This is a genomic window from Streptococcus sp. FDAARGOS_256, assembly GCF_002289235.2.
Taxonomy (GTDB): Bacteria; Bacillota; Bacilli; order Lactobacillales; family Streptococcaceae; genus Streptococcus.
On sequence record NZ_NTGM02000001.1, the window covers coordinates 926160 to 950261 of the forward strand.

Sequence of the window (24102 nt, forward strand, 5' to 3'; positions counted from 1 at the left end):
ACTCCATTTCTTCTAAAAATGAGGTATTACAAAACCTTACTCAAAAATTCCTTGGTCCGTTGTTCTTTTGTTTGATCGAAAATCTCCTCTGGTGTTCCATCTTCGACAACAACTCCATCCGCCATAAAGATAACACGGTCTGCTACCTCACGCGCAAAGCCCATTTCATGAGTCACAATCACCATGGTCATCCCTGACTTGGCAAGGTCTTGCATAACAGCTAGAACTTCTCCAACCATCTCAGGGTCTAGGGCTGAAGTCGGCTCATCAAAGAGCAAAACATCTGGCTCCATTGCCAGTCCACGTGCGATAGCAATCCGTTGTTGCTGACCACCTGACAAACTCTGTGGATAGGTCGTTGCCTTATCTGGCAAGCCAACTTTTTCTAACAGTTCCTGTGCTCTTTTCTTCGCAACTTCCTTGCTTTCACCTTTGGTTTTAATTGGTGACAAAGTGATATTTTCCATCACTGTCATATTGGGAAAGAGGTTGAATTGTTGGAATACCATACCCATCTTTTCACGCATGGTAAAAAGGTCATTTTTCTTATCCGTAATATCGACTCCTTCAAAGATAACCTTACCTTTACTTGCTTCTTCAAGGAGATTCATCGAACGAAGGAGAGTTGATTTCCCGCTACCTGACGGACCGATAATGACCACAACTTCTCCACGTTTAATCTCAAGATTGATGCCTTTTAAAACTTCATTTTTCCCAAAAGACTTATGTAATTCTTCAATTTTAATCAAGGTTTCTGTCATTATTTCTTGTCTCCTTGTCCAATATGTTTTTCAAATGCTTTCAACGCCACTGTCAAAACAGAGGTCATAATCAAATAGTAAAAGGCTGCAAATAAAAGAGGAGTCAGCGGTAAATAAGTTGTTGTTGCTACTGTCGTTGCACCATTCCACAACTCCATCACCCCAATCGCCGACAAGAGGGAACTATCCTTGATAATGGTGATAAATTCATTTCCCAGCGCTGGAAGAATATTCTTGATAGCTTGTGGCAAAATGACATAACGCATGGCATTTTTGGGACGAATACCAAGAGAGTAAGCGGCCTCTAACTGCCCTTTAGGAACCGCATTGATCCCCGCACGAACAGTTTCTGAAACGTAAGCACCACTATTCATAGAAATAATCAAAATACCAGGAATCAAACGAGAAAGATCAACTCCTAAAATTCCCACTTGGATAGTCGGAGCATTGATATGCATAAGAGCAAAGGCAATCATTATTTGAACCATCATTGGAGTACCACGGAAGATCCAAACATAGACATTTGCAAACCAAACGAGCGGTTTAAAGCGTGAACGTTGAGCAAAGGCCAGTAACACACCTATAATGGTCCCTAAGCAAACAACAAGGATGGAAATCAATACGGTAATCAGAGCACCATAGTTAAAATATGGTAAATACTTTGGTAAAAAAGAAAAATTCATATTCAATCAACTTTCTATGTATTAGATTGTATGATTATAACATGAATTGAATTAAAATGCAATCCTTTTTCCCTAATTTTAACAATTAACTTGATAGAATAGAGAAATAGAGAGAAATCACAGTTTTTTTCTAGTCAACTACCTCTTGTTTATGGTAAAATAGAAACGATAAGAAATGGAGGAGAATCAAAATGGAATCACATTTGGTTAGAATCATTAACCGCCTAGAAGCAATGACAAAAGATGGTGGAAATCTAAAACGTAATTTTGAACGTGAAGGTGTTGTTGTCGCAGAAGTTGCATACAGCCACGACGAAGAAAACGGATCACTCTTCACCCTTCGCGATGTAGAAGCTCGTGAAACTTATACCTTTGATAGCATTGATTTGATTGCAATGGAGATCTACGAACTCCTTTACTAATATAAAAACAACGGGCAGTAAGGCCCGATGAATGAGAATCCTTTTTGTCACCACAAATGGGATTTTTTCTTACCTTCAATGTCGCTGGATTCTCCATAAATCCTTCTTTTAAAAACGACCACTTCCCAATCTTTTTACTTGCTTTACACCTTAATCATGCTATAATGAGAGTATAAAAACTTTGACTATTCTTGACCTTTTTCTTAGACCAAGAATAAGAATGAAATGAGGTAGATGTATGCTCTGTCAAAACTGTAAAATTAACGACTCAACAATTCATCTGTATACCAATATCAATGGACAGCAAAAGCAAATTGATCTCTGTCAAAATTGCTATAAAATTATCAAAACAGATCCAAATAATACCCTCTTTAAAGGAATGACTGACTTAAACAATCATGACTTTGATCCTTTCGGCGACTTTTTCAATGATTTGAACAATTTCAAACCTTCTTCTAATAACGTCCCTCCAACTCAATCTGGTGGAGGATATGGAGGAAACGGTGGTTATGGACCTCAAAACCGAGGCCCACTTCAAACACCACCTAGCCAAGAAAGAGGACTCCTAGAGGAATACGGTATCAATATTACTGAGATTGCTCGTCGGGGAGATATTGACCCTGTTATCGGTCGAGATGAGGAGATTATCCGCGTTATCGAAATCCTCAACCGTCGAACCAAGAACAATCCTGTCCTTATCGGAGAACCAGGTGTTGGTAAAACAGCCGTTGTTGAAGGTCTAGCTCAGAAGATTGTCGATGGGGATGTTCCCCATAAACTTCAAGGCAAGCAGGTCATCCGTCTGGATGTGGTCAGTCTAGTCCAAGGAACAGGGATTCGAGGCCAATTTGAAGAACGTATGCAAAAGCTCATGGAAGAAATTCGCAAACGTGAGGATATCATCCTCTTTATCGATGAAATCCATGAAATTGTTGGTGCAGGATCTGCTGGCGATGGCAATATGGATGCAGGCAATATCCTCAAACCAGCCCTTGCCCGTGGTGAATTGCAAATGGTTGGTGCCACTACTCTCAATGAATACCGCATCATTGAAAAAGATGCTGCTCTAGAGCGCCGTATGCAGCCTGTCAAGGTAGATGAACCAACTGTCGAAGAAACCATTATCATCCTTAAAGGGGTTCAAAAGAAATACGAAGATTACCATCACGTCAAGTACACTGATGCTGCTATCGAAGCTGCTGCGAATCTTTCCAATCGCTATATCCAAGACCGCTTCTTGCCAGACAAGGCTATTGACCTGTTGGACGAAGCTGGTTCAAAGATGAATCTAACGCTGAACTTTGTTGATCCTAAAGTGATTGATCAGCGCTTGATTGAGGCTGAAAATCTCAAGGCTCAAGCTACACGAGAGGAAGATTTTGAAAAGGCTGCTTATTTCCGCGATCAGATTGCCAAGTACAAGGAAATGCAGAAAAACAAGGTGACCGATCAGGATACTCCAATCATCAGCGAGAAAACAATCGAACATATCATTGAGCAGAAAACCAATATCCCTGTTGGAGAACTCAAAGAAAAAGAACAGTCTCAGCTTATCCATCTAGCAGACGACCTCAAGGCCCATGTTATAGGTCAAGATGAAGCTGTCGATAAGATTGCCAAAGCCATCCGTCGTAATCGTGTTGGACTTGGAACTCCTAACCGGCCAATCGGAAGCTTCCTCTTTGTCGGACCAACTGGTGTCGGTAAGACAGAACTCTCTAAACAACTAGCCATTGAGCTCTTTGGCTCTGCTGACAGCATGATTCGCTTTGATATGAGTGAATACATGGAAAAACACAGTGTGGCTAAATTAGTCGGTGCCCCTCCAGGTTATGTTGGCTATGATGAAGCTGGTCAGTTAACGGAAAAAGTTCGTCGCAATCCTTACTCACTCATCCTTCTCGATGAGGTCGAGAAAGCCCACCCAGATGTCATGCACATGTTCCTTCAAGTCTTGGACGATGGTCGTTTGACTGATGGGCAAGGACGCACAGTTAGCTTTAAGGATGCTATCATTATCATGACCTCAAATGCGGGTACTGGTAAGGCCGAAGCCAGCGTTGGTTTTGGAGCTGCTCGTGAAGGACGTACCAACTCTGTTCTCGGTGAACTCGGTAACTTCTTTAGTCCAGAGTTTATGAACCGTTTTGACGGCATCATCGAATTTAAACCTCTCAGCAAGGACAACCTTCTCCAAATCGTCGAACTCATGCTAGCGGATGTCAATAAACGCCTCTCTAGCAACAATATCCACCTCGATGTGACAGACAAGGTCAAGGAAAAGTTGGTTGACTTAGGTTATGATCCAAAAATGGGGGCACGCCCACTCCGCCGTACCATTCAAGACCATATCGAGGATGCCATAACAGACTTCTACCTTGAAAATCCAAGTGAAAAAGACCTCAAGGCAGTTATGACAAGCAATGGCAATATTCAAATCAAATCTGCCAAAAAAACTGAGAAAACAGAAGAGATTGCTTCTGAAATAGAAGAATAAATCTATATAACAAGTGCAGAAAGTCTATCATTTTCTGCACCTTTTTTACTAAAATAAATGTAAAACCTTGACAGCTTGCCCCTCGTCCATTATGATAATAATAAAGACACTAGAGAATGAGGAAAAAGCAATGGCAAACCCAACTTATGGTGATAAAAAAGAGAATGTGACCTACCAGCCCCGCTATGGTGTGTACGCAGTTATTCCGGATGCGGAGAAAAAACAAATTGTCTTAGTTCAAGCTCCCAATGGTGCTTGGTTCTTGCCAGGTGGAGAGATTGAAGCAGGCGAAGATCATCAAGAAGCACTGAAGAGAGAACTCATCGAAGAACTCGGTTTTACTGCTGAAATTGGAAGCTATTTCGGACAAGCTGATGAGTATTTCTACTCTCGTCACCGTGACACCTACTACTACAATCCAGCGTATCTCTACGAAGCCACTTCTTTCCAAGAAGTACAAAAACCTTTAGAAGACTTTAATCATATTGCTTGGTTCCCTATTGACGAGGCAATAGAAAAACTCAAACGTGGTAGCCACAAATGGGGAATTGAAGCTTGGAAAATCCAGCATGGAATTGGCTAAAATACACGATTTTATCCAAAAAGTGCTATAATAGAATTAGAAAATCGGAGGAACTGTTATGAAGCTTATCAACACGACTAATTCACACTCGCAACTTGTTAAAAGCCAATTAGAAAGCACAGACGCAACTCTTGTCGAGGTCTATTCTGCTGGAAACACAGATGTAGTTTTCACGCAAGCCCCGCTTCACTATGAAATCCTCATTTCCAACAAACACCGTGCTATTCGTGAACCTGAAATCGAAACTATCCAAGACTTCTTCTTAAAACGTAAAATCGACAAAGGAAGCATTGATGAAGCCAATATCAAGACGCTTTATTCAGATAAATTGATTGAGATTTCAATCCCTATAAAATAAGAAGACCAGCCAAAAGCTGGTTTTCTTTTGCAAAAAAGATTGGCAGTGCACAGCTACCAATCTTTTAGTTTTATTTCACAGCTTCTTTTAATGCATCTACCTTATCCAAACGTTCCCATGGAAGGTCAATATCTGTACGTCCCATGTGTCCATAAGCCGCTGTTTGACGGTAAATTGGACGTTTGAGATCCAGCATTTGGATAATTCCCGCAGGGCGAAGGTCAAAGATTTGACGCGCTGCTTTTTCAAGCTTGCTTTCAGCTACTGTTCCTGTACCAAAAGTATCGATACGAACAGAAACAGGTTGCGCCACCCCGATAGCATAAGCCAATTGCACTTCTGCCTTCTTAGCAAGACCTGCTGCAACGATGTTCTTGGCAATGTAGCGAGCTGCATAAGAGGCTGAACGGTCCACTTTCGTCGCATCCTTACCAGAGAAGGCACCACCACCATGACGAGAGTAGCCACCATAGGTATCCACGATAATCTTACGACCAGTCAAACCTGAGTCCCCTTGAGGTCCACCGATTACAAAGCGACCAGTTGGATTGATGAAGAATTTGGTTTGCTCATCCAAGTAAGAAGCTGGGATCACCTCTTTGATAACCTTGTTAATCACATCATTGTGAATTTGTTCATTGCTAACTTCTGGATCGTGCTGAGTTGAAATAACGACTGTGTCCACACGTACCGGACGGTCATTTTCATCATACTCAACTGTTACTTGTGATTTGGCATCAGGACGAAGATAGCTAATTTCACCAGACTTACGAAGTTCTGCCAAACGACGAACCAACTTGTGACTAAGTGAGATTGGTAAAGGCATGAGTTCTTCTGTCTCATCCACTGCAAACCCAAACATAAGACCTTGGTCACCAGCACCAATCAAGTCCAGCGGATCTTGATCTACATTCCCACGAACCTCCAAGGCTTCGTTAACACCTTGGGCGATATCTGGTGACTGCTCAACAAGTGACGGATGAACTCCCACCGTCTCTGCAGAAAAACCATACTCTGTATTGGTATAACCAATCTCTGCAATGGTATCACGAACCACTCGGTTAATATCTACATAAGCATGTGTAGAAATTTCACCAAAAACATGGACCGAACCTGTGTATACAGCTGTCTCGGCAGCAACGTGCGCCTCAGGATCTTTAGCTAAAATAGCATCCAAAATCGCATCTGAAATTTGGTCTGCAATCTTATCCGGATGCCCCTCAGATACAGATTCAGACGTGAATAATTTACGTTCTGACATAAAAATGTCCCCCCTTAAAAAATATTGTTATAGAGTTACAAAGTACTGATAGAAATTTCTACCATCTTATCGGGACTATATAACCTTATCATTATACCACTTTTTACTTTTTTTTGCAGTATTTTCTCGAAATCGAAAAAAGAACCTTACGGCTCTTTTCTCATCATAAAAATTCGGCTTGTACTCCATAATACAGAAGATTATACCTATGCTAATCTGCATACTTTGTTTACAAACTACCTATTTTTTTATCACAATGTTCTTACAAACAATCTTCCAGTTAGGCTTACTGTTCCTTAGACTTTCTATTGCTTACAGTTAAGCCAAGTCCAGCCATTAGGAGGCCAAGTCCTACAATACCATAGTTCGCTGTATCATTACTTCCTGTATCAGGGAGTTTCGCCACTTCTTTTTTATAAGCTGTAGCTACTGGAACTGTGGTAGTTGGAGTCGCACTTCCTGTCTGAGCAACAGGTAGTGTTGTACGACGTTCTAGGTAAAATTGGTAATTATCTTTCGTTACCTTGTAATTGTGTCCTTCAGTCACAGTTTCAACAATCCATGTAGTTGCATCCTTAGTTAAAGAATCAGCCAAGTTACGATTAATATTCATTAATCGACCTTCAGATACAAAATCTTTATAGCTAATATCGGTCCCTGTCGAAGTTGCAACAATTCTTTCGATTTTTGCGGCTTTCAAAGACGCAAGAGTATTCGCCATCGTTGGAATTGAAGGATCCTCCTTCATTGGAGCATCTGTCAACAATACGACAAACTTTTTATTTTTAGGTGACTTAGACCAGTCGTAGGTTGAAACAATTTGTGTAAGAGTAGGTGTAGATGTTTCAGGGAAGTCTCCACCATGTGCAAGCTTAATGCCTGCTAAGGCTTTTTCAAGCTCAGCTGGGTCAGAGGTAAAATAAGATTCATTAAATTTTGTTAAAATTGTACCCTCATCTGCTAATCCACCTATACGTCCATATACTTCATCACTAAAGGTAGCTAATCCAAAACGTGCTGCTACTCCATCTTTAGCAAGATTTCTTGCAAACTCATTGATATTGTTACGGACAGTGTCAATAGTTCGAGACATAGATGCTGAACGGTCAACAACAAAAACGATATCGGCAGAGTTAGATTTTGAAATCGTTCTTGTCGCTTTCTTGATTTCGACTGTAGTTGTTTTATCAACACGTTCATATTGGGTATAAGAATTTCCATCTTCATCTTTCCCACTCACTGTACTCTCAGTTGTTTCAGTCTTTGGAGCAGGAAGTTCTTCACTTTTTACAGGTGCCACTTCTGTCTTTGTGACTTCAACTGTTGCAGTTTCTTCATGAATCTTTTGATCACCTTCTTGGCGTTCTTTCACGTCAATAGGTGAAACCTTCTTAGAAACATCAACAAGTTCTCCAGGTTTTGCATCTGATTGGTTAACGACTGGTTTCGCCTCATCAGCTTTAATTTCTGCTACAGCAGCTTCGACTGCCGATTTATTTGCTTCGGTTTTCTTTACTGTTTCAGCTGAAGTAGATGCCGGTTGTGTTGTTTCATCTGCAGACACTTGTCCGACCTGAGCAAAAGCAAACAAAATTGCTACAGAAGCCAACCCAACTTTCATTTTACGGAATGAAAAACGTTGTTGTTTCATAAATGATTTATCCATAGAAGTCCCCTTTTCTTTTCACGGATCAAATGATATAATCCGATTGTTTTATAGTATGATAACACAATTTTGTATAGTTTTCAATTTTTTTCCTTATGATTTCAATAAAATATTGCTCTAAAAAAGGTTTTAAAGCAATTACTGTTTTATAAATCAAATTATTTAAAATATATAATTATTATCTCCTTTGAATATTTCCGGAAATAAAAACTCAGTAGAATCACCTGATTCTACTGAGTTTTTAAAATGTTTGGCGTTTGGCTTTTCGCTCAGCACGCCCACGTGCGCGATTTTCAGCACGCTTGGTTTTGCGGCGTTTTTCATCCACCGCCCATTGAATCTTCTTCTTATAGCCAGGTTTGACTTTTTTCTTTTTCTTTTTAACCAAGCCAATCATTTCAATATCAAGCTTATCCTGCTTCTTTTCACGATTAGCACGACGATCACGGTCATAGGTATCTTGAAACTCTCCGTCTTTGACCATCTTAGGAGTAAACTTGATCCCTAATTTCTCCAACTCACGGATATCCGAGTCATCACTAGGCTGGTAAAGGGTAATCGCTGTACCAGGCAGTCCGTTGCGCCCAGTTCGTCCAACACGGTGAACAAAGAAAGACAAGTCTTGCGGAATGGCATCATTGATAACATGGCTGACCCCTTCAATGTCAATTCCACGCGCTGCCAAGTCTGTTGCAACAATGTACTCAAAATCCAGATTTTTCACCTGATTCATGATCCGTTTGCGTTCACGAGGAGCAATATCTCCATGAATCTTAGCTACCTTCAATCCTTGAGCAGTCAAGTAGGCATGTAACTCATCAGCACGCGTTTTTGTGTTAACAAAAATCATTGCCAAATAAGGCTGCATCAACTGAGTCAACTGATAAATTTGAGCATTCTTGTCGCGGCCCTTGGTCGAAATCAACCAGTTATCAATCGTATCTGAGATAACTGTTTTAGTCTTGATTTTTTCCATAACAGGATTTGACAAGTATTTCTTCAAGAACGGTTGCAATTTTTGAGGAATCGTCGCTGAAAAGACCATGAATTGCAAGTCTTTTGGAAGGCTCCCTGCAATCTTATCAACGGTTTCCAAGAATCCCATATCCAAGGTCATATCGGCTTCATCAATTACAAAGGTCTTGGCCTTGTGAATAGCCAAATCACCAGATTTGACCAAGTCATAGATACGACCTGGCGTTCCGATAACGATATGTGGTTGGTTGCTGGCAAGTTTTTCAATCTGACGCGCCTTATCCGTACCACCTACATAATTAACCACACGAACTTCGACATCTGAGTGAGCTGCAATCTGACGAGCTGCTTGGTAGATTTGAGTAGCCAACTCACGACTTGGAGCAGTAATGACTGCTTGCACACTATCGCTAGTTTCATCTAATTGCTGGAAAATGGGTAACAAGAAAGTATGAGTCTTTCCTGAACCAGTTTTTGACTCGCCCACCAAATCACGACCTGCCAGTACAATAGGAATTAATTTTTCTTGTACCTCTGTTGGAGTCGTAAACTTTAACTCCTCCAAGGCTTCTACTATATAATTTTTAAATTGAAATTTCTTAAATGACATACTATCCTCGATTCTATCCTTTCAATTATACCATATTTTATCCTATTGCAGTAGTCCCATTTGAGTCTCAGTCCTGTAGTAAAGATTCGAATAGATTAAAAGGTTGGAACCTCTGATTCCAACCTCTTTCATTATTTCCAGGTCAATACAGCATTCAAACCATAGTGATCACTGACTTGTGGACTATTTTGTCCATCAAAAACTACTTGTAAACTCTCTACTTCTAACTCTTTGGTCGTAAAGACGTAGTCGATTCGTAGTGACTCGGTATTGCCTTTCCAACCATCAATTTCTGGTGGAACGGTATAGCTACCACTTCTTTCTTTCGCAACTTCAAACGCGTCTTGCAATCCTAATGGGCTAGCTAAAATCGCTTGATAGCCTTCCTGACCAGCTGGATTATTAAAATCACCTGCTAAAATCAGAGGTTTGTTCAACTCTTTTAGTACAGCCTCAAATCGTGCCCATTCTTCTTGGAAACCTTTATCCCACCAAGAGAGATGAACGCTTGCAAGAGCAAGTTCCTTACCTTCAACCTCTGTCTCAGCCAAGGCAACGCGACGAGTATGGTAGTCCGTTGGATCATCTACATCTGATACTAAAATCTCACGCGCCTTGATAGGTGTTTTGGATAAGATAGCTACACCTTCATGGTAGCGGTCATAACCAATATGATTGTAAGCCCAAGTCCAGTAGTAGTTTTTCCCTTTCTCAGCCAATTTTTCGACCAGGAGTCGGACATAGTGATCCTGATGAATGGGTTCTGCTGATGGTAAAGCTTGATAGTGAGTGTTAACCTCTCCCTCAGGCGAAGTCATTTCTTGATTGATTTCTTGGAAACAAATCAAATCATAGTCTTTATCAAGAATATCTTGGAGCAAGAGCTGGAATTTTTCTTCTGCTTCTTTCTCCATCCAACTATGGGTATTGAGTGTTAAAAATTTCATGCTTTTCTCCTAAAACAAGAGGTTGGAAAACAGCTTCCAACCTCAAGTATATTACAATTCTACTTTAGCAACTGCTGTTTTAGCTGCAAGAGAACCTGTTTGTTCTAATTTAACTGATTTAAGGACATCACCATTTGTAAAGACAACCACTGTTGATGTTTTACGTCCTGCTTCTCGAATAGCATCCAAGTCAGCTGTGACAAGAAGGTCACCAGCGGCCACTTTTTGTCCTTCAGAAACATGAACAGTAAATGGTTTTCCTTCAAGACTTACTGTATCCAAACCAATATGAACAAGCACTTCAAGACCTGAGTCAGTGACAAGACCAAGAGCGTGTTTTGTTGGGAAGATACTTGATACAGTACCAGTAACTGGAGATACAATGTTACCATTTGCTGGCTCTACTGCAAATCCATCACCCATCATTTTTTGAGCAAAAACTGGATCTTCCACTTGTTCCAAGGCAACAACTTGACCGTCAGCTACTGAGTAAACTTCTTCAGTTACACCTTTGTAGTGTACAGTATTTTGTTGAGTTTCTGTCATTTGGCTTGGAAGAGTTTCAGGAATTACTTCACCTGAGTCAAGGATATCTTGGATATCAGATTTCAATACGTCAGCTTTTGGTCCGTAGATAGCTTGGACACCTTGTCCTTTCATGACAAGACCCATAGCCCCTTCTGCTTTCCATTGTTCCTCAGTACCAACGCGATCTGCGTCTTTAACAGTTACACGAAGACGAGTCATACATGCATCCACATCTACGATATTTGCACGACCACCAAGAAGGTTAATGATGTTTACGGCTTGAGAAGCTGCTGCAACTTTTGGAGTTCCAGGAGCTGCTTCTTCTGATGTTCCTTCAGCTGTTTCGTAGTTTCCGTTACGTCCTGGAGTTGCGTAGTTGAATTTCTTGATCATGAAGTTGGCAATGAAGTACATGATAACCGCAAAGAGAACAGTTACCCAGATAAAGTTAACGATATCCATACCAATACCAGCATTAATTGCCAATGGTGTACGAGTCAAGAATTCAATTGAACCGAATGAGTGGACACGAAGGTGAACAATATCTGCCATAGCAAAGGCAGCACCTTGAACTACTGAATAAACAAGGTAAAGCGGTGTTGCGATGAACATGAACATATACTCGATAGGTTCAGTAACCCCTGTCAAGAATGTTGCAAGGGCTGTCGCAATCATCATACCCTTGTATTGGTGTTTCTTGTCAGCATCAACATTGCGGTAGATAGCAACGATGACACCCATCAAGATACCAAATGAACCGATCATTTGTCCAACTTTGAAACGAGCTGGAGTGACTGTTGTAAGAAGGTGTTGGTATTGGTCAGCATTTGAACCTTTAAGGTTAACAAGGTCAGTTACCCAAGCAAGCCAAAGTGGATCTTGACCAAATACTTGTGTTCCTTTTGCTGCACCAGTTAACACTTCGTATGTTCCACCAAGAGCTGTATAGTTCATTGGGATTGTCAACATGTGGTGAAGACCGAATGGCAAGAGCAAACGTTCCAAAGTACCATACAAGAATGGTGCAAGGACTGGAGCAGTTTCTTGTGAGTTGGCAATCCAAATACCAAAGTTGTTGATACCTGTTTGAACTACTGGCCAAAAGGCAGCAAGTACAATTGCAGCAATAGTTGAACGAAGAATAACGACGAATGGTACGAAACGTTTACCATTGAAGAATGAAAGGGCATCAGGAAGTTTACGGAAGTTGTAGTATTTGTTATAAGCTGTTGCCCCAACAAAACCAGAGATAATCCCTACGAAAACCCCCATGTTAAGCGCTGGTGCCTCAAGAACGCTGATAAAGTAGTCAGCAACCTTGATTGAACCACCAAAGAAGGTATTAACCATTGCTTCAGGGTTTTTCAACATATCACCTGTAACACCGAAGATAGCACCTGTGATACGGTTAATCAAGATAAAGGCAAGTCCAGCTGCAAATGCACCACCTGCACGTTCTTTTGCCCAGCTTCCCCCAATAGCAAGGGCAAACAAGATATGAAGGTTACCGATAACCCCCCAACCAATTTGCTCAAGGATTCCACCTGTAATCACTAGAGGAGCAAGGTTTGGGTCAATCATCACGATTGATTTACCGATTGAGATCATCAATCCCGCCGCTGGCATAACGGCGATAACCACCATTAAAGCCTTACCGAATTTTTGCCAAAATTCGAAAGACAAGACATTTTTGAATGTAGCTTTCATCATTCAAATCTCCTTTATTTTATTTAGGCAAACGTTTTACGAAAACGTTTGCATTTGGTTATGTATTAATTATACCACTTTTATTTTTTTTGTAAAGGCTTTTATAAAAAAATTGTCTATTTTTTTAAAATTTAAAAAGGAAAAAGAGAAGTTTACAAAAACTTCTCTTTTAAATATGTATTATTTTTCTGATTTGTACTGCAATTTGCATTTAAATCCAACTAGATTTTCAAGAATCGACGCATCGAAATCCCTGAACCAATTGAACCAATAAAAATTCCGATTATAAATAATAGGACTGTCATCAGAGGGATAAACACATCTGGCGTAATCATTGACAAGTTTTGACCTACCAAGGATTTATTGACCGATTGATAAACCATATTGTAAACAAAGAATACAAGGACTGAAGGAATTGCTGCACCAAGCAAGCCAATAAAAGCACCTTCTAGCAAGAATGGACCACGGATATAGCCATTTTTCGCTCCTACAAGACGCATGATCTGAATCTCACGACTACGTGAAATAATGGTGATACGAATAGTGTTGGAAATGAGGAAGACTGCGATAAAAATCAAGAGCCCTGCAATAACCAATCCCCAAACACGGATAAAGGAAGCTAGTTCGAAAAGTCGTTGAGTGTTGGCTCCACCATCTTGAACCTCTGATACTCCCTCAATTTTCTTAGCTTCTTCAGCTACCGTTTTAACATCACTCGGAGAATTTGTATCGACGATATAGGCATCATAGAGAGGATTTGCATCCCCTTCAAAGACCTTCCAATCGTCACCCATTGTTTCCGTCAATTTTTGGTATTGCTCTTCTTTACTTGAGAAGGTGACACTTTTTACAGTAGGCATAGCTTTCAAAGCATCATAGACCTTGTGGTAGTCATTATTGGTAACTGTCTGACCTTCTTTTTCAATCGTTTCACTGTTATCAGCTACATCCTTACGAATGTAAACCATGACCCGAACGTTGTTTTCAATGTCGGTAGCCAGTTTTGCTGTATTAAAAATTACAGATGCAAACAGGGCAACAAGTGTCAAGGTAATCATAACCGAACTCACTGCTGCTACTGTCATCCAGCCATTTCGTTTTAAACTTTTTAATGATTCAAATAAATGGCGAAAAAATCTACTAATCATCGTATCCATATTCTCCTTTAGCTTCGTCACGAACGACACGGCCATTTTCAATGGCAATGACACGGTGGCGCAAGGTATTTACAATCTGGCTATTGTGGGTTGCCATCAAGACAGTAGTACCTTGGAGATTGATGCGTTCCAACAGATTCATAATTTCCCATGAATTATCTGGGTCCAAGTTTCCTGTTGGTTCATCGGCAATCAATACTTTAGGATTGTTGACAATCGCACGAGCAATCGCAATCCGTTGCTGCTCTCCACCTGAGAGTTCATTAGGGAAAGAGCGAACCTTATGTTTCAAACCAACCAGGTCCAATACTTCCATAACACGTTTTTTGATATTACGACGGCTCTCACCAATTACTTCCATTGCATAGGCAATATTCTCATAAACGGTCTTTTTAGGCAAAAGTTTGTAATCCTGAAAGACTACCCCTACACTACGACGTAGAAGCGGGACATCTTTCTTCTTAATTTTAACTAAATTAAATCCTGCAACTGTTAGGCTTCCTTTTTCAATCTTTACTTCTCGATATAAAGCTCGAATAAAGGTTGACTTACCTGCTCCAGAAGGTCCTACGATATAGGCAAACTCTCCTGGTTCAATAGTAACAGATACACCACGCAGGGCAGTCGTTCCATTGTCATACTTTTTGACAACATCTCTCATTTCAATGATTGACATATGAGTTCCTTTCTATCTTAGCTGATTCGCCACTTGAGGTAGGCATCGATAAAACCATCAAGGTCTCCATCCATCACCTTATCTACCTGAGCAACTTCAAAGCTTGTACGGTGATCTTTTACCATAGTATAAGGCGTGAAAACATAAGAACGGATTTGGCTTCCCCATGTGATTTCTTTTTTCTCACCTTTAAGGGAATCAACTTCCGCAGCTTTCTTTTCTTGCTCCATTTGATAGAGCTTAGCCTGCAACATCTTCATGGCACGATCTCTATTTCCATACTGGGTACGATCGACCGTTGATTGGACGACAGTGCCCGTAGGAATGTGTGTCAAACGCACACCTGTTGAAACCTTATTGACGTTTTGTCCACCAGCGCCACCTGAACGGAAAGTATCCATTTTGATATCATCTTCACGAATCTCCACTTCGATGGTATCATCCAACTCAGGCATAACCTCTACGGATGTAAATGATGTATGGCGACGTTTGGCAGAATCAAATGGCGAAATACGAACCAAACGGTGAACACCCATTTCTGATTTAAGTAGGCCGTATGCATTGGGTCCTTCAAAAGACAAGGTCACAGACTTGATACCTGCTTCATCACCAGCCTGGTAATCCAAGACTTCTACTTTAAAGCCTTTGGCATTTCCATAACGAGTATACATACGAAGCAACATATCGCCCCAGTCCTGTGCCTCAGTACCACCAGATCCTGGATGGATTTCCAAGATTGCATTATTATGGTCATAAGGTTCTGACAAGAGAAGGGTCATCTCGTAGCTGGTCATCATCTTATCCAGTTCTGTCAACTGTTCGACCAGTTCATCATGGACTGACTCGTCTTCTGCTAAAAAGTCCAATAAAATCTCAACTTCATCCTGCAACTCTTCCATTTTACGGAAGGTGTTATAGGTGTTTTTTAATTCATTTAATTCTTGCGACGTTTTTTGGGCCGCGATATTATCGTTCCAAAAATCAGGTTCTGTCATCTTGTTTTCCAAGATGGCAATCTCTTCCTCTAAGCCTTCGAGGTCAAAGAGACCCCCTGAAAGAAGCTAATTTTTCACGATTTGCGTCAATTTTTTGACGAATTTCTGAAATGTCCATAGATACTCCTTTTCATATCGTTTTATTATACCATAATCTCTCATTTCTTTCCATATTTTGCTTTTCACCGCTTTTGACGGCAAAAGAAAAGAGGCTCTAAAGCCTCTGGTTTAAAGGACTTTAGCAGAGGTATGAGTGATCTCCTCCACTTGAATTCCTTCTTTTTCAAACTTGTCCTTTAATGCAGTTAAATCGATTTTTCCATCAATTTGAACTTCGATAACGACCTTGCCATCCTTACGTGGAATGTTAACAGTATGGGAAATATTTAAATCCTCTTCTACAATTAGAGCTACAATTTTTCCCAGCACTCCTACTTCATTTTCTGTAATGAAACGAACGCGAATCCCCTCTTCTCCGTATCCAGCGATTTCCAAGAAAGCCTGAAAAACATCGCGGTCTGTAATGACGCCGTAGACCTGATGATTGTCTACGACTGGTAATATCCCAATTTTATTTTTCAGCATCAGGTAGGTCGCATCTTCTAGACTAGCATAGCCAGAAACCGTCACGACATCTCGAATCATTACATCTTTTACTTTGGTTTTATTCAGAAGATAATTCATCTCATAGATAGAGAGACTGGTTGCTTTAGATGGGCTGGCTTCCGCAATGGTTCCTTCTGTTACCAATCCGACTAATTGATCGTTTTCGATAACAGGTAAACGGTGCAAACCTTGCTCGCGCATCAAATCTGCTGCGTGTGCTACAGTCGTATCTGGACTGATATAAACTACCTTACGGGTCATGAAATCTTTAACTGCCATGAGACTTCTCCTTCTATATTGCTACTTTTATTATACACTTTCTTAGAAAATCTATCAAACGCTTTCATCTCTTTTTCAAGATTTTGAATAATCTGAGTCTTTTACAAAAAAGAGCTCTAATCTAGAGCTCTATATGTGCAAGTTAGCAATCATTATTTATATTTCTTTCAGTTGTTAAGGATACTAGCAACTAGTATTGAAAACCTATTATCATCTCCATCCACAACCTAAACTAGTCTCCCAGACCAGAGGAGAATTGCTTGCGCAATCCTTATCTGCCGACTAAAAAGGTCCCCCGGACTATAGAGAGATTGCGTTCGCAATCTCCATCCACAACCTAAACTAGTCTCCCAGACTAGAGGAGAATTGCTTGCGCAATCCTTATCCGCCGACTAAAACAATCCACTGGATTGTTTTAGCCACCTAGGTATGCTTTTCTGACTTCATCTGATGCTGCGAGTTCTTTTCCTGTTCCTGATAGGACGATCTTGCCTGTTTCAAGTACATAACCTCGGTCAGAGATAGCAAGGGCCTTGTTAGCGTTCTGTTCAATTAGGAGAACCGTTGTTCCTTGCTTCTGAATATCTTGAATGATATCAAAAATTTCTTGGATAAAGATCGGGGCAAGTCCCATTGACGGCTCATCCAAGAGAAGGAGCTTAGGTGTAGACATGAGAGCGCGTCCCATAGCCAGCATCTGCTGTTCACCACCTGAAAGAGTTGCCGCATCTTGGTTTTTGCGTTCTTCCAGACGAGGGAAACGTGAAAAGACTTTTTTCAAGTTAGCTTGATTTTCTTCACGATTTTTCTTTAAAAAGGCTCCCATTTCCAAGTTTTCCATAACAGTCAAGCCTGGAAAAACATGGCGTCCCTCAGGGACTTGTGAAAGGCCACCTGCCACGATTTTTTGCGCAGGCAACTTTTGAATTTCTTTTCCCAAAAACTCAATTTTACCAGCACTTGGACGAACCAAACCTGAAAGGGTACGAAGAATGGTTGTTTTACCGGCACCATTGGCACCGATAAGGGAAACAACTTCACCTTCATTAACCTCGAAACTTACATCACGAACTGCTTGGATCATACCGTAATGCACAGAGAGGTTTTCAACTTTTAACATAGACATCAGGCTTCACCTCCTAGATAAGCTTCGATAACGCGTTTGTTGTTCTTGATCTCATCCGGAGTCCCATGAGCAATCAACCGACCATATTCAAGAACATAGATACGCTCAGTGACTTCCATAACCAAATTCATGTCGTGTTCAATGAGCATGATGGTAATTCTAAATTCATCTTTGATACGACGGATTAGTTCTGTCAATTCAGCTGTTTCTTGTGGATTCATACCAGCTGCAGGTTCGTCCAAAAAGAGGATCTTAGGTTCAGTTGCCAGAGCACGAACAATTTCTAATCGACGTTGTTGACCATAGGCCAGATTCTTGGCAAGAGTATTTGCGTCACCATCCAAATCAAAAATCTTCAGCAAGTCCAAAGCTTTGCTTTTTAATTCTTCCTCATTCTTATAAAAAGCTGGTAGGCGTAGGAAGCTCGCAAGGACATGTTGTTTATGATGATTGCTAAATGCAATCAAAACATTTTCCAAAACTGTCAAGTCCTTGAACAAACGAATATTTTGGAAGGTACGACTGAGACCAAGTGAAGCAATCTTATAGGGAGTTTTCCCATTTAGGAGATGACCATCTAGTGTCACAGTACCTTCGCTTGGTTCATAAACACCGGTCAAGAGATTGAAAAGGGTTGTTTTACCAGCACCATTTGGTCCAATCAGACCAACCAATTCTCCCTCGTTCAATTCAAGAGTGACATCTCCAACAGCTGTTAGACCGCCAAAATGTTTGGTTAACTGTTTAACTTCAAGTAATGCCATTAGTTTTGTCCCTCCTTCTTAGATTTTTTAAAGAAACGTGATAGACTCAATTCCCATGTTCCAAGGAGTCCACCTGGTCTGAAAATCATGACCAATACAAGAGCCAAAGCGTAGATGATCATACGTACGCTAGCTACATCCTGAAGGAGCATATTTAAAATTCCTAAAACAATCGCTGAAACGATGGTACCAGTAATCGATCCAAGTCCACCAAATACAACGATAATCAACACATTGATGGAATTAATAAAGGTGTAATCTTTTGGAACAACAGATCCGATAAAACCGGCCTGAAGTGAACCAGCAATACTAGCTGTAATAGCTCCAAAGACAAAAGCGATAATCTTGATCTTTGTAGTGTTTACCCCAACGGACTCTGCAGCAATCTCATCCTCACGAACAGATAGAGTAGAGCGTCCAATTGGACTACGTAAGAAGTTGAGAGTTGCAATAGTTGTGATCACCACAAATAGATAAACCATTTGCCAGTTGGTAAAGTTTGGAATACCCAAGATACCAGCAGCACCGTTGGTCAAACTACCACCATTAATGATAAAGATACGAATGATTTCTGAAACACCTAGTGTCGCAACAGCCAGGTAGTCACCCTTTAAACGGAGTGTTGGAATCCCAACGAGCAAAGCGACTGCACCAGAAATCAAAGCGCCCAAGACCATCGCTCCAAAGAAGGCACCATAGGTTGGTGATTTTGAACCAATAATCGCTGCTGCATAAGCCCCAATCGCCATAAAACCTGCATGACCAAGTGAGAATTGTCCTGAAAAACCAACGATTAAGTTCAAACCTACTGCAAGGATGATATTAATCCCAATTTGTTCTAAAATTTGGACATGGAATAGATTGAGAACTCCAGCAGAAACCAGTACACTAATCAATCCATAACCCGCTAACAGAAGGAATAACCAGAGAATATTTACTTTAAGATTTGTCTTCATTGTTTACACCTTCTCTTTCACATTCTTACCAAGGATACCTGCAGGTCGAACAATCAGAATCAAAAGCAAGATTCCATATACGATAGCATCACGGAAATCAGACATACCGAAGGCAGTAGCAAATGTTTCCAACAAGCCAATCACAAATCCCCCTAGAGCTGCACCAGGAATAATCCCGATACCACCGAGTACGGCCGCAACGAATGATTTTAGACCTGGAGTCACACCCATCAAAGGTTCAAGAGAGTTGTAGTAAAGGGCAATGAGGACACCTGCCGCACCAGCAAGGGCTGAACCCAAAGCAAAGGTGAAGCTGATTGTACGATTTACATTAATTCCCATCAATTGAGCTGCGTCACTATCAACTGATACCGCACGCATAGCTTTCCCCATTTTTGTTTTTTGGACGATCAATTGCAATAAAACCATCAAGAGTACAGAAACTGCTAAAATCATCAATTGAACATTTGTCAAGCTAATTGGTCCCAAGTCAAAGCGGACTGTTTCAATTGCTTGAGGGAAGGCACGAGTATTGGCACCTACTAGATAAACCATTCCGTATTCCAGTAGGAAAGACACTCCGATGGCAGTAATCAATACAGCAATACGTGTAGAGTGTCGCAAAGGACGGTAGGCAAGAAACTCAATCACAACACCAAGTAGCGCGGTTCCTGCCATTGAAATAATTAAAGCTAAAAAGAAATCCATTTGGAAAGAATTAATCAAAAAGTAACCAATAAAGGCACCCATCATGTAAATATCACCGTGGGCGAAGTTGATGAGTTTGATAATTCCATAAACCATGGTATAACCCAGAGCCAAAAGTGCATAAACACTACCCAGAATTAGACCATTCACAAGTTGTTGGAGCATAGCATTCACTCTTTTCTATCCTTATTTTTTAGAAAATTTCATTATTTTCACAAGTTCATAAACACCGAAACAGGGAGTGAGTCAAAGGCTCATTCCCCATTTCAATTACTATTCTAATGTTATGGTTTTACAACTTCTGCTTCTTCAACTTTACCATTGTTCATGGTCATCATGTAAGCAGTTTTCACTGTATTGTGGTCAGCATCAAAGCTTGTTTGACCAGTTACACCATCAAAATCTTTGGTTTTAGCAAGGTTGTCCTTGATTTCACCTGAGTTTTTAGCACCTTTTGCAGCATTTGCTACTAGGTAAACTGAGTCATAGGCTAAAGCTGAGAATGTTGAAGGCTCTTCGTTGTATTTAGCACGGTATGCTTCAAGGAAAGCTTTAGCTTTTGCAGAAACATCAACAGTAGTTGAGAATCCAGAGATGAAGTAAATGTTTGATGCTCTTTCAGCAGTTGCTTGTTGAACAAATTCTTCACCGTTAAATCCATCACCACCAATGATTGGTTTATCAATTCCCATACCACGAGCTTGGTTTACAATTTTACCAGCTTCTGTGTAGTAACCTGGAACAACGATAGCATCAAACTCTTTGTCTTTCATTTTAGTAAGGGCTGCTTGGAAGTCAGTATCACCTGCTACAAACGTTTCATCAGCTACAATCTCACCCTTGTAGGCTTCGCGGAAAGATTTAGCAATACCTTTAGCATAGTCACTAGCGTTGTCAGTATAAAGAACAACCTTCTTAGCATTCAATTTGTTTGTTACATAGTTAGAAATAATCTTCCCTTGGAAGCTATCTTGGAATGTTCCGATAAATAGGTAATCTTGACCTTTAGTCAAACCGTCTTGAGTAGCACTTGGTGAAATCAATGGCACTCCAGCTTTAGTAGCGTTAGCTACAGCTGCAGCAGTTGCACCAGATGTCGCAGGTCCTACAATAGCTGCTACTTTTGATTGGGTAACAAGGTTTGTAGTAACAGAGGCTGCTTCAGCAGTTTCTGACTTGTTGTCTTTGTCCACAACTTCGATTTGTTTTCCATCAATTCCACCTGCAGCGTTGATTTCGTCTACAGCAAGTTGGGCACCTTTTTGTTCAGCTGTACCGTAAGCTGCAACAGCACCTGTCTCTTCAAAGTTAAAACCGATTTTAATTGTTTTTTCGTCTACTGGATTTCCAGTTGTGTTTGACGCTCCTGACTTGACCTCTCCACAGGCAGCAAGAAGAGCCACACTAGCAAGAGCCACAAAAGATAGGGCAAATTTTTTCTTCATTTTTAATCTCCTTATAGTTGTTTCAAAAATTGTATGTTAAGAATATACCGAATTATCAGAAAATTGTCAATGTATTTGTTTAACTTTTTTAAATGATAACGTTTTCTTCAGTCCGATAGAGATTCCCAACGAAGGGAGTTTCTAGCTCTTGAATATGGCAACGTCTAATTTTCTTGATATATCTTTCCTTACCTAATCTCTCAACTAAGTCATCTAGTTCCTCAGTTGGAACATAGAGCTGCAAGTAACGATGTTTTTTGGAATGGTAACAGATATCACCGTATTCCAAAAGTTTTTTTGCGTCTCGATTATAGTAGAGATAGATGATTACTCCTGATCGATTTGTTTTTTCAAACATGAGGGATCCTCTTTCTAAGAAATCTTCTCCTATTATATCAAAAAAAGCAAACTCCGTCGAGTTTGCTTTCTAGGTTGCTTAGCTTAAAGAGTTATTGGCCATGATTTCATCGATAAAGCCATATTCAAGTGTTTCTTGGGCACTCATCCAGTAATCACGTTCTGCATCTGCATGAATTTGCTTGACTGATTTACCAGAGTTATCTGCAAGGATTTGCTCCAAAGTCTTACGAGTTTTGAGCAAGTGCTCTGCAGCGATTGCCATATCGGTTTGTTGGGTACCACCACCTGTTCCACCCATTGGTTGGTGAATCATGTACTCCGCATTTGGAAGCATGAAACGTTTGCCTTTTGCGCCACTTGATGCAATAACAGTCCCCATAGATGCAGCCATCCCCATAACGATAGTTTGGACATCCGCCTTGATAAAGTTCATGGTATCAACGATTGCCAAACCAGCTGAAACAGATCCTCCAGGTGTGTTGACATAAAGATAAATATCTTTTGTGCTATCTTGGGCATCCAAGAAAAGTAATTGGGCAATAACGGAGTTGGCCATGTTGTCTTCAACTGGACCTGTTAGCATGATAATGCGGTCTTTCAGAAGACGAGAGTAAATATCATAGGAACGTTCTCCACGGCTTGTTTGTTCAATAACTACAGGAATCATTCATTTCTCCTTTTAATGTTGAATTTTCTTAGTCTTACGACTCAATACAGAACTATTATATCTTTTTGGTCAAAAAAGGTCAAATCTTTGCTCTATTACCTAAACAGAAACAAAAACTCAACCTCCTTTCAAGTCAAAAACGAACTTCTAGTTTCACTATTTACTTTGGAATTTTATTTAGTACCAAACAAGCGGTCTCCAGCATCTCCAAGACCTGGAACGATATAACCGTGTTCGTTCAAGCATTCATCCAAGGCCGCAGTAAAAATTTCTACATCTGGGTGTGCTTCTTGAAGGGCTTTCACTCCTTCTGGAGCAGATACTAGGCAGACAAACTTGATATTTGAAGCGCCACGTTTTTTAAGCGAATCTACTGCCAAGATTGCTGAGCCACCTGTTGCCAACATTGGATCAACGACAAAGATTTGACGTTGGTCAATATCCTCAGGTAATTTCACCAAGTATTCAACTGGTTGAAGGGTTTCTTCATCACGGTACATACCGATATGACCAACTTTGGCTGCAGGAACCAAGCTCAAGAGCCCATCTACCATCCCGATACCTGCACGCAAGATTGGGACAATCGCCAATTTTTTCCCAGCCAATTGTTTTTGAACGGTCTTTGTGATAGGTGTTTCGATCTCCACGTCTTCAAGTGGAAGATCACGAAGTACTTCATATCCCATCAACATTGCAATCTCATCTACTAGTTCACGAAAAGCTTTTGTAGAAGTATCTGTACGACGCAAGATAGACAATTTGTGTTGAATGAGTGGATGATTAATGACTTCAATTTTTCCCATTTTCTGAGTTCCTTCTTTCAATTTATTCTTCTTATTATATCAAAAAACGGTTTAAAAAGCTTTCTAAACCATTTATTTTTATTAATTTTTAAATCAAATCTGCCTCTTGAAGAGCTGTCTGAACAGTCTCTAATGGTAAATGGGTCAACTCGGTGCCTTTTTCATGATAAAGGTACTGGGCATAGTCATCCATTCGGTACTGGTTGATATAAACCACGCGCTTACAACCAACTTGTAGCAATTGTTTGGTGCAGTTCAGACAAGGGAAATGGGTCACATAGGCTGTAAATCCTCTGGGAACCCCTCGCTCAGCCCCTTGGAGAATAGCATTAACCTCGGCGTGAAGGGTTCGAACACAGTGACCTTCAATGACCAGACATTCATGGTCAATACAGTGTTCCGTTCCTGATACGGAACCATTGTAGCCTGTTGAAATGACTTTATTGTCCTTAACGAGGACAGCTCCCACCTTGGCACGTTTGCAGGTCGAACGATTGGCAATCAGTAAAGCCTGGGCTGCAAAGTACTCATCCCAAGCCAGTCTTTTTTCTGTCATAAGTCT

Annotated in this window: 24 protein-coding genes; 4 read left to right on the forward strand and 20 right to left on the reverse strand. The window is 40.6% G+C overall.

Annotation, left to right across the window (positions count from 1 at the left end):
- Positions 1–26 precede the first annotated feature (26 nt).
- A complete protein-coding gene (locus A6J84_RS04740) occupies positions 27–761 on the reverse strand; it encodes an amino acid ABC transporter ATP-binding protein (protein WP_000140928.1) in 735 nt (244 codons plus the stop codon).
- Positions 761–1444 carry an amino acid ABC transporter permease gene (locus A6J84_RS04745; RefSeq protein ID WP_001011622.1) on the reverse strand — a complete coding sequence of 228 codons (684 nt, stop codon included), beginning with the start codon at positions 1442–1444 and terminating at the stop codon, positions 761–763. Before A6J84_RS04745 ends, A6J84_RS04740 begins: the two co-directional genes overlap by 1 nt.
- Positions 1445–1635: 191 nt before the next feature.
- Here A6J84_RS04745 and A6J84_RS04750 point away from each other — a divergent pair, with 191 nt between their 5' ends.
- From A6J84_RS04750 to A6J84_RS04765, 4 genes are all read left to right on the forward strand, one after another.
- Positions 1636–1866, forward strand: coding sequence for a DUF1797 family protein (locus A6J84_RS04750; RefSeq protein WP_000443577.1), 231 nt, complete (start codon positions 1636–1638; stop codon positions 1864–1866).
- A gap of 238 nt (positions 1867–2104) precedes the next feature.
- Positions 2105–4363 (forward strand): ATP-dependent Clp protease ATP-binding subunit, encoded by a 2259-nt coding sequence (locus A6J84_RS04755; protein WP_095726156.1) that lies wholly within the window; start codon positions 2105–2107, stop codon positions 4361–4363.
- Positions 4364–4493: 130 nt separating this feature from the next.
- The gene (locus A6J84_RS04760; RefSeq protein ID WP_095726157.1) at positions 4494–4946 is read left to right on the forward strand and encodes an NUDIX hydrolase; all 453 of its coding nucleotides are present in this window, start codon (positions 4494–4496) and stop codon (positions 4944–4946) included.
- 58 nt (positions 4947–5004) lie between these two features.
- Positions 5005–5304 carry a DUF1827 family protein gene (locus A6J84_RS04765; RefSeq protein ID WP_000767205.1) on the forward strand — a complete coding sequence of 100 codons (300 nt, stop codon included), beginning with the start codon at positions 5005–5007 and terminating at the stop codon, positions 5302–5304.
- A 70-nt stretch (positions 5305–5374) separates the two neighbouring features.
- Here the strand turns inward: A6J84_RS04765 and metK are convergent, their stop codons facing one another.
- From metK to A6J84_RS04865, 18 genes are all read right to left on the reverse strand, one after another.
- The gene (metK, locus tag A6J84_RS04770) at positions 5375–6565 is read right to left on the reverse strand and encodes a methionine adenosyltransferase (protein WP_049478868.1); all 1191 of its coding nucleotides are present in this window, start codon (positions 6563–6565) and stop codon (positions 5375–5377) included.
- Between the two features lie 286 nt (positions 6566–6851).
- Positions 6852–8231 (reverse strand): VWA domain-containing protein, encoded by a 1380-nt coding sequence (locus A6J84_RS04775; protein WP_000361432.1) that lies wholly within the window; start codon positions 8229–8231, stop codon positions 6852–6854.
- 241 nt (positions 8232–8472) lie between these two features.
- Complete coding sequence (locus A6J84_RS04780; RefSeq protein WP_008284610.1) at positions 8473–9816, reverse strand: DEAD/DEAH box helicase; 1344 nt, start codon at positions 9814–9816, stop codon at positions 8473–8475.
- Positions 9817–9947: 131 nt separating this feature from the next.
- Entirely contained in the window at positions 9948–10763 is an 816-nt protein-coding gene (locus A6J84_RS04785) for an endonuclease/exonuclease/phosphatase family protein (protein WP_000670863.1), read from the reverse strand.
- A 51-nt stretch (positions 10764–10814) separates the two neighbouring features.
- Positions 10815–13001 carry a PTS transporter subunit IIBC gene (locus A6J84_RS04790; RefSeq protein ID WP_095726158.1) on the reverse strand — a complete coding sequence of 729 codons (2187 nt, stop codon included), beginning with the start codon at positions 12999–13001 and terminating at the stop codon, positions 10815–10817.
- A gap of 218 nt (positions 13002–13219) precedes the next feature.
- Positions 13220–14146: a permease-like cell division protein FtsX gene (gene ftsX, locus A6J84_RS04795; protein ID WP_095726159.1), complete on the reverse strand. Its 927-nt coding sequence runs from the start codon at positions 14144–14146 to the stop codon at positions 13220–13222.
- Positions 14139–14831, reverse strand: a complete 693-nt coding sequence (ftsE, locus tag A6J84_RS04800) for a cell division ATP-binding protein FtsE (RefSeq protein WP_000022275.1) — start codon at positions 14829–14831, stop codon at positions 14139–14141. The genes ftsX and ftsE overlap by 8 nt, the downstream gene beginning before the upstream one ends.
- Before the next feature lie 17 nt (positions 14832–14848).
- A protein-coding gene (gene prfB, locus A6J84_RS04805; protein ID WP_096753628.1) for a peptide chain release factor 2 occupies positions 14849–15944 on the reverse strand; the annotation gives its coding sequence in 2 pieces (ribosomal slippage) (positions 14849–15871 and positions 15873–15944; 1095 coding nt in all).
- Between the two features lie 110 nt (positions 15945–16054).
- On the reverse strand, positions 16055–16711 hold the full coding sequence (locus A6J84_RS04815) for a CBS domain-containing protein (RefSeq protein ID WP_000268643.1): 657 nt from the start codon (positions 16709–16711) through the stop codon (positions 16055–16057).
- A 415-nt stretch (positions 16712–17126) separates the two neighbouring features.
- Complete coding sequence (locus A6J84_RS04820) at positions 17127–17837, reverse strand: ABC transporter ATP-binding protein (protein ID WP_000062204.1); 711 nt, start codon at positions 17835–17837, stop codon at positions 17127–17129.
- The gene (locus tag A6J84_RS04825; RefSeq protein WP_049478309.1) at positions 17837–18601 is read right to left on the reverse strand and encodes an ABC transporter ATP-binding protein; all 765 of its coding nucleotides are present in this window, start codon (positions 18599–18601) and stop codon (positions 17837–17839) included. Before A6J84_RS04825 ends, A6J84_RS04820 begins: the two co-directional genes overlap by 1 nt.
- Positions 18601–19557, reverse strand: coding sequence for a branched-chain amino acid ABC transporter permease (locus A6J84_RS04830; protein WP_000856262.1), 957 nt, complete (start codon positions 19555–19557; stop codon positions 18601–18603). Before A6J84_RS04830 ends, A6J84_RS04825 begins: the two co-directional genes overlap by 1 nt.
- 3 nt (positions 19558–19560) lie before the next feature.
- Positions 19561–20430: a branched-chain amino acid ABC transporter permease gene (locus A6J84_RS04835; RefSeq protein ID WP_000941413.1), complete on the reverse strand. Its 870-nt coding sequence runs from the start codon at positions 20428–20430 to the stop codon at positions 19561–19563.
- A gap of 119 nt (positions 20431–20549) precedes the next feature.
- The gene (locus A6J84_RS04840) at positions 20550–21710 is read right to left on the reverse strand and encodes an ABC transporter substrate-binding protein (RefSeq protein ID WP_000726128.1); all 1161 of its coding nucleotides are present in this window, start codon (positions 21708–21710) and stop codon (positions 20550–20552) included.
- A gap of 88 nt (positions 21711–21798) precedes the next feature.
- Positions 21799–22068 carry a YlbG family protein gene (locus tag A6J84_RS04845; protein ID WP_049518962.1) on the reverse strand — a complete coding sequence of 90 codons (270 nt, stop codon included), beginning with the start codon at positions 22066–22068 and terminating at the stop codon, positions 21799–21801.
- Positions 22069–22146: 78 nt separating this feature from the next.
- Entirely contained in the window at positions 22147–22737 is a 591-nt protein-coding gene (gene clpP / locus A6J84_RS04855) for an ATP-dependent Clp protease proteolytic subunit ClpP (protein ID WP_049518961.1), read from the reverse strand.
- Positions 22738–22910: 173 nt separating this feature from the next.
- Entirely contained in the window at positions 22911–23540 is a 630-nt protein-coding gene (gene upp / locus A6J84_RS04860; protein WP_095726483.1) for a uracil phosphoribosyltransferase, read from the reverse strand.
- Positions 23541–23628: 88 nt separating this feature from the next.
- Positions 23629–24096: a deoxycytidylate deaminase gene (locus tag A6J84_RS04865; protein ID WP_000136990.1), complete on the reverse strand. Its 468-nt coding sequence runs from the start codon at positions 24094–24096 to the stop codon at positions 23629–23631.
- Between the last annotated feature and the right edge of the window lie 6 nt (positions 24097–24102).

What these genes read in the sequence shown, in the direction of transcription:
- A6J84_RS04865 (WP_000136990.1), bottom strand. Translation starts at nt 24,096, where the DNA reads ATGACAGAAAAAAGACTGGCTTGGGATGAGTACTTTGCAGCCCAGGCT.
- metK (WP_049478868.1), bottom strand. Translation starts at nt 6,565, where the DNA reads ATGTCAGAACGTAAATTATTCACGTCTGAATCTGTATCTGAGGGGCAT.
- A6J84_RS04820 (WP_000062204.1), bottom strand. Translation starts at nt 17,837, where the DNA reads ATGTCTATGTTAAAAGTTGAAAACCTCTCTGTGCATTACGGTATGATC.
- A6J84_RS04765 (WP_000767205.1), top strand. Translation starts at nt 5,005, where the DNA reads ATGAAGCTTATCAACACGACTAATTCACACTCGCAACTTGTTAAAAGC.
- A6J84_RS04790 (WP_095726158.1), bottom strand. Translation starts at nt 13,001, where the DNA reads ATGATGAAAGCTACATTCAAAAATGTCTTGTCTTTCGAATTTTGGCAA.
- clpP (WP_049518961.1), bottom strand. Translation starts at nt 22,737, where the DNA reads ATGATTCCTGTAGTTATTGAACAAACAAGCCGTGGAGAACGTTCCTAT.
- A6J84_RS04825 (WP_049478309.1), bottom strand. Translation starts at nt 18,601, where the DNA reads ATGGCATTACTTGAAGTTAAACAGTTAACCAAACATTTTGGCGGTCTA.
- A6J84_RS04815 (WP_000268643.1), bottom strand. Translation starts at nt 16,711, where the DNA reads ATGGCAGTTAAAGATTTCATGACCCGTAAGGTAGTTTATATCAGTCCA.
- A6J84_RS04760 (WP_095726157.1), top strand. Translation starts at nt 4,494, where the DNA reads ATGGCAAACCCAACTTATGGTGATAAAAAAGAGAATGTGACCTACCAG.
- upp (WP_095726483.1), bottom strand. Translation starts at nt 23,540, where the DNA reads ATGGGAAAAATTGAAGTCATTAATCATCCACTCATTCAACACAAATTG.
- A6J84_RS04835 (WP_000941413.1), bottom strand. Translation starts at nt 20,430, where the DNA reads ATGCTCCAACAACTTGTGAATGGTCTAATTCTGGGTAGTGTTTATGCA.
- A6J84_RS04745 (WP_001011622.1), bottom strand. Translation starts at nt 1,444, where the DNA reads ATGAATTTTTCTTTTTTACCAAAGTATTTACCATATTTTAACTATGGT.
- A6J84_RS04785 (WP_000670863.1), bottom strand. Translation starts at nt 10,763, where the DNA reads ATGAAATTTTTAACACTCAATACCCATAGTTGGATGGAGAAAGAAGCA.
- ftsE (WP_000022275.1), bottom strand. Translation starts at nt 14,831, where the DNA reads ATGTCAATCATTGAAATGAGAGATGTTGTCAAAAAGTATGACAATGGA.
- A6J84_RS04845 (WP_049518962.1), bottom strand. Translation starts at nt 22,068, where the DNA reads ATGTTTGAAAAAACAAATCGATCAGGAGTAATCATCTATCTCTACTAT.
- A6J84_RS04780 (WP_008284610.1), bottom strand. Translation starts at nt 9,816, where the DNA reads ATGTCATTTAAGAAATTTCAATTTAAAAATTATATAGTAGAAGCCTTG.
- A6J84_RS04830 (WP_000856262.1), bottom strand. Translation starts at nt 19,557, where the DNA reads ATGAAGACAAATCTTAAAGTAAATATTCTCTGGTTATTCCTTCTGTTA.
- A6J84_RS04740 (WP_000140928.1), bottom strand. Translation starts at nt 761, where the DNA reads ATGACAGAAACCTTGATTAAAATTGAAGAATTACATAAGTCTTTTGGG.
- A6J84_RS04775 (WP_000361432.1), bottom strand. Translation starts at nt 8,231, where the DNA reads ATGGATAAATCATTTATGAAACAACAACGTTTTTCATTCCGTAAAATG.
- A6J84_RS04840 (WP_000726128.1), bottom strand. Translation starts at nt 21,710, where the DNA reads ATGAAGAAAAAATTTGCCCTATCTTTTGTGGCTCTTGCTAGTGTGGCT.
- ftsX (WP_095726159.1), bottom strand. Translation starts at nt 14,146, where the DNA reads ATGATTAGTAGATTTTTTCGCCATTTATTTGAATCATTAAAAAGTTTA.
- A6J84_RS04750 (WP_000443577.1), top strand. Translation starts at nt 1,636, where the DNA reads ATGGAATCACATTTGGTTAGAATCATTAACCGCCTAGAAGCAATGACA.
- A6J84_RS04755 (WP_095726156.1), top strand. Translation starts at nt 2,105, where the DNA reads ATGCTCTGTCAAAACTGTAAAATTAACGACTCAACAATTCATCTGTAT.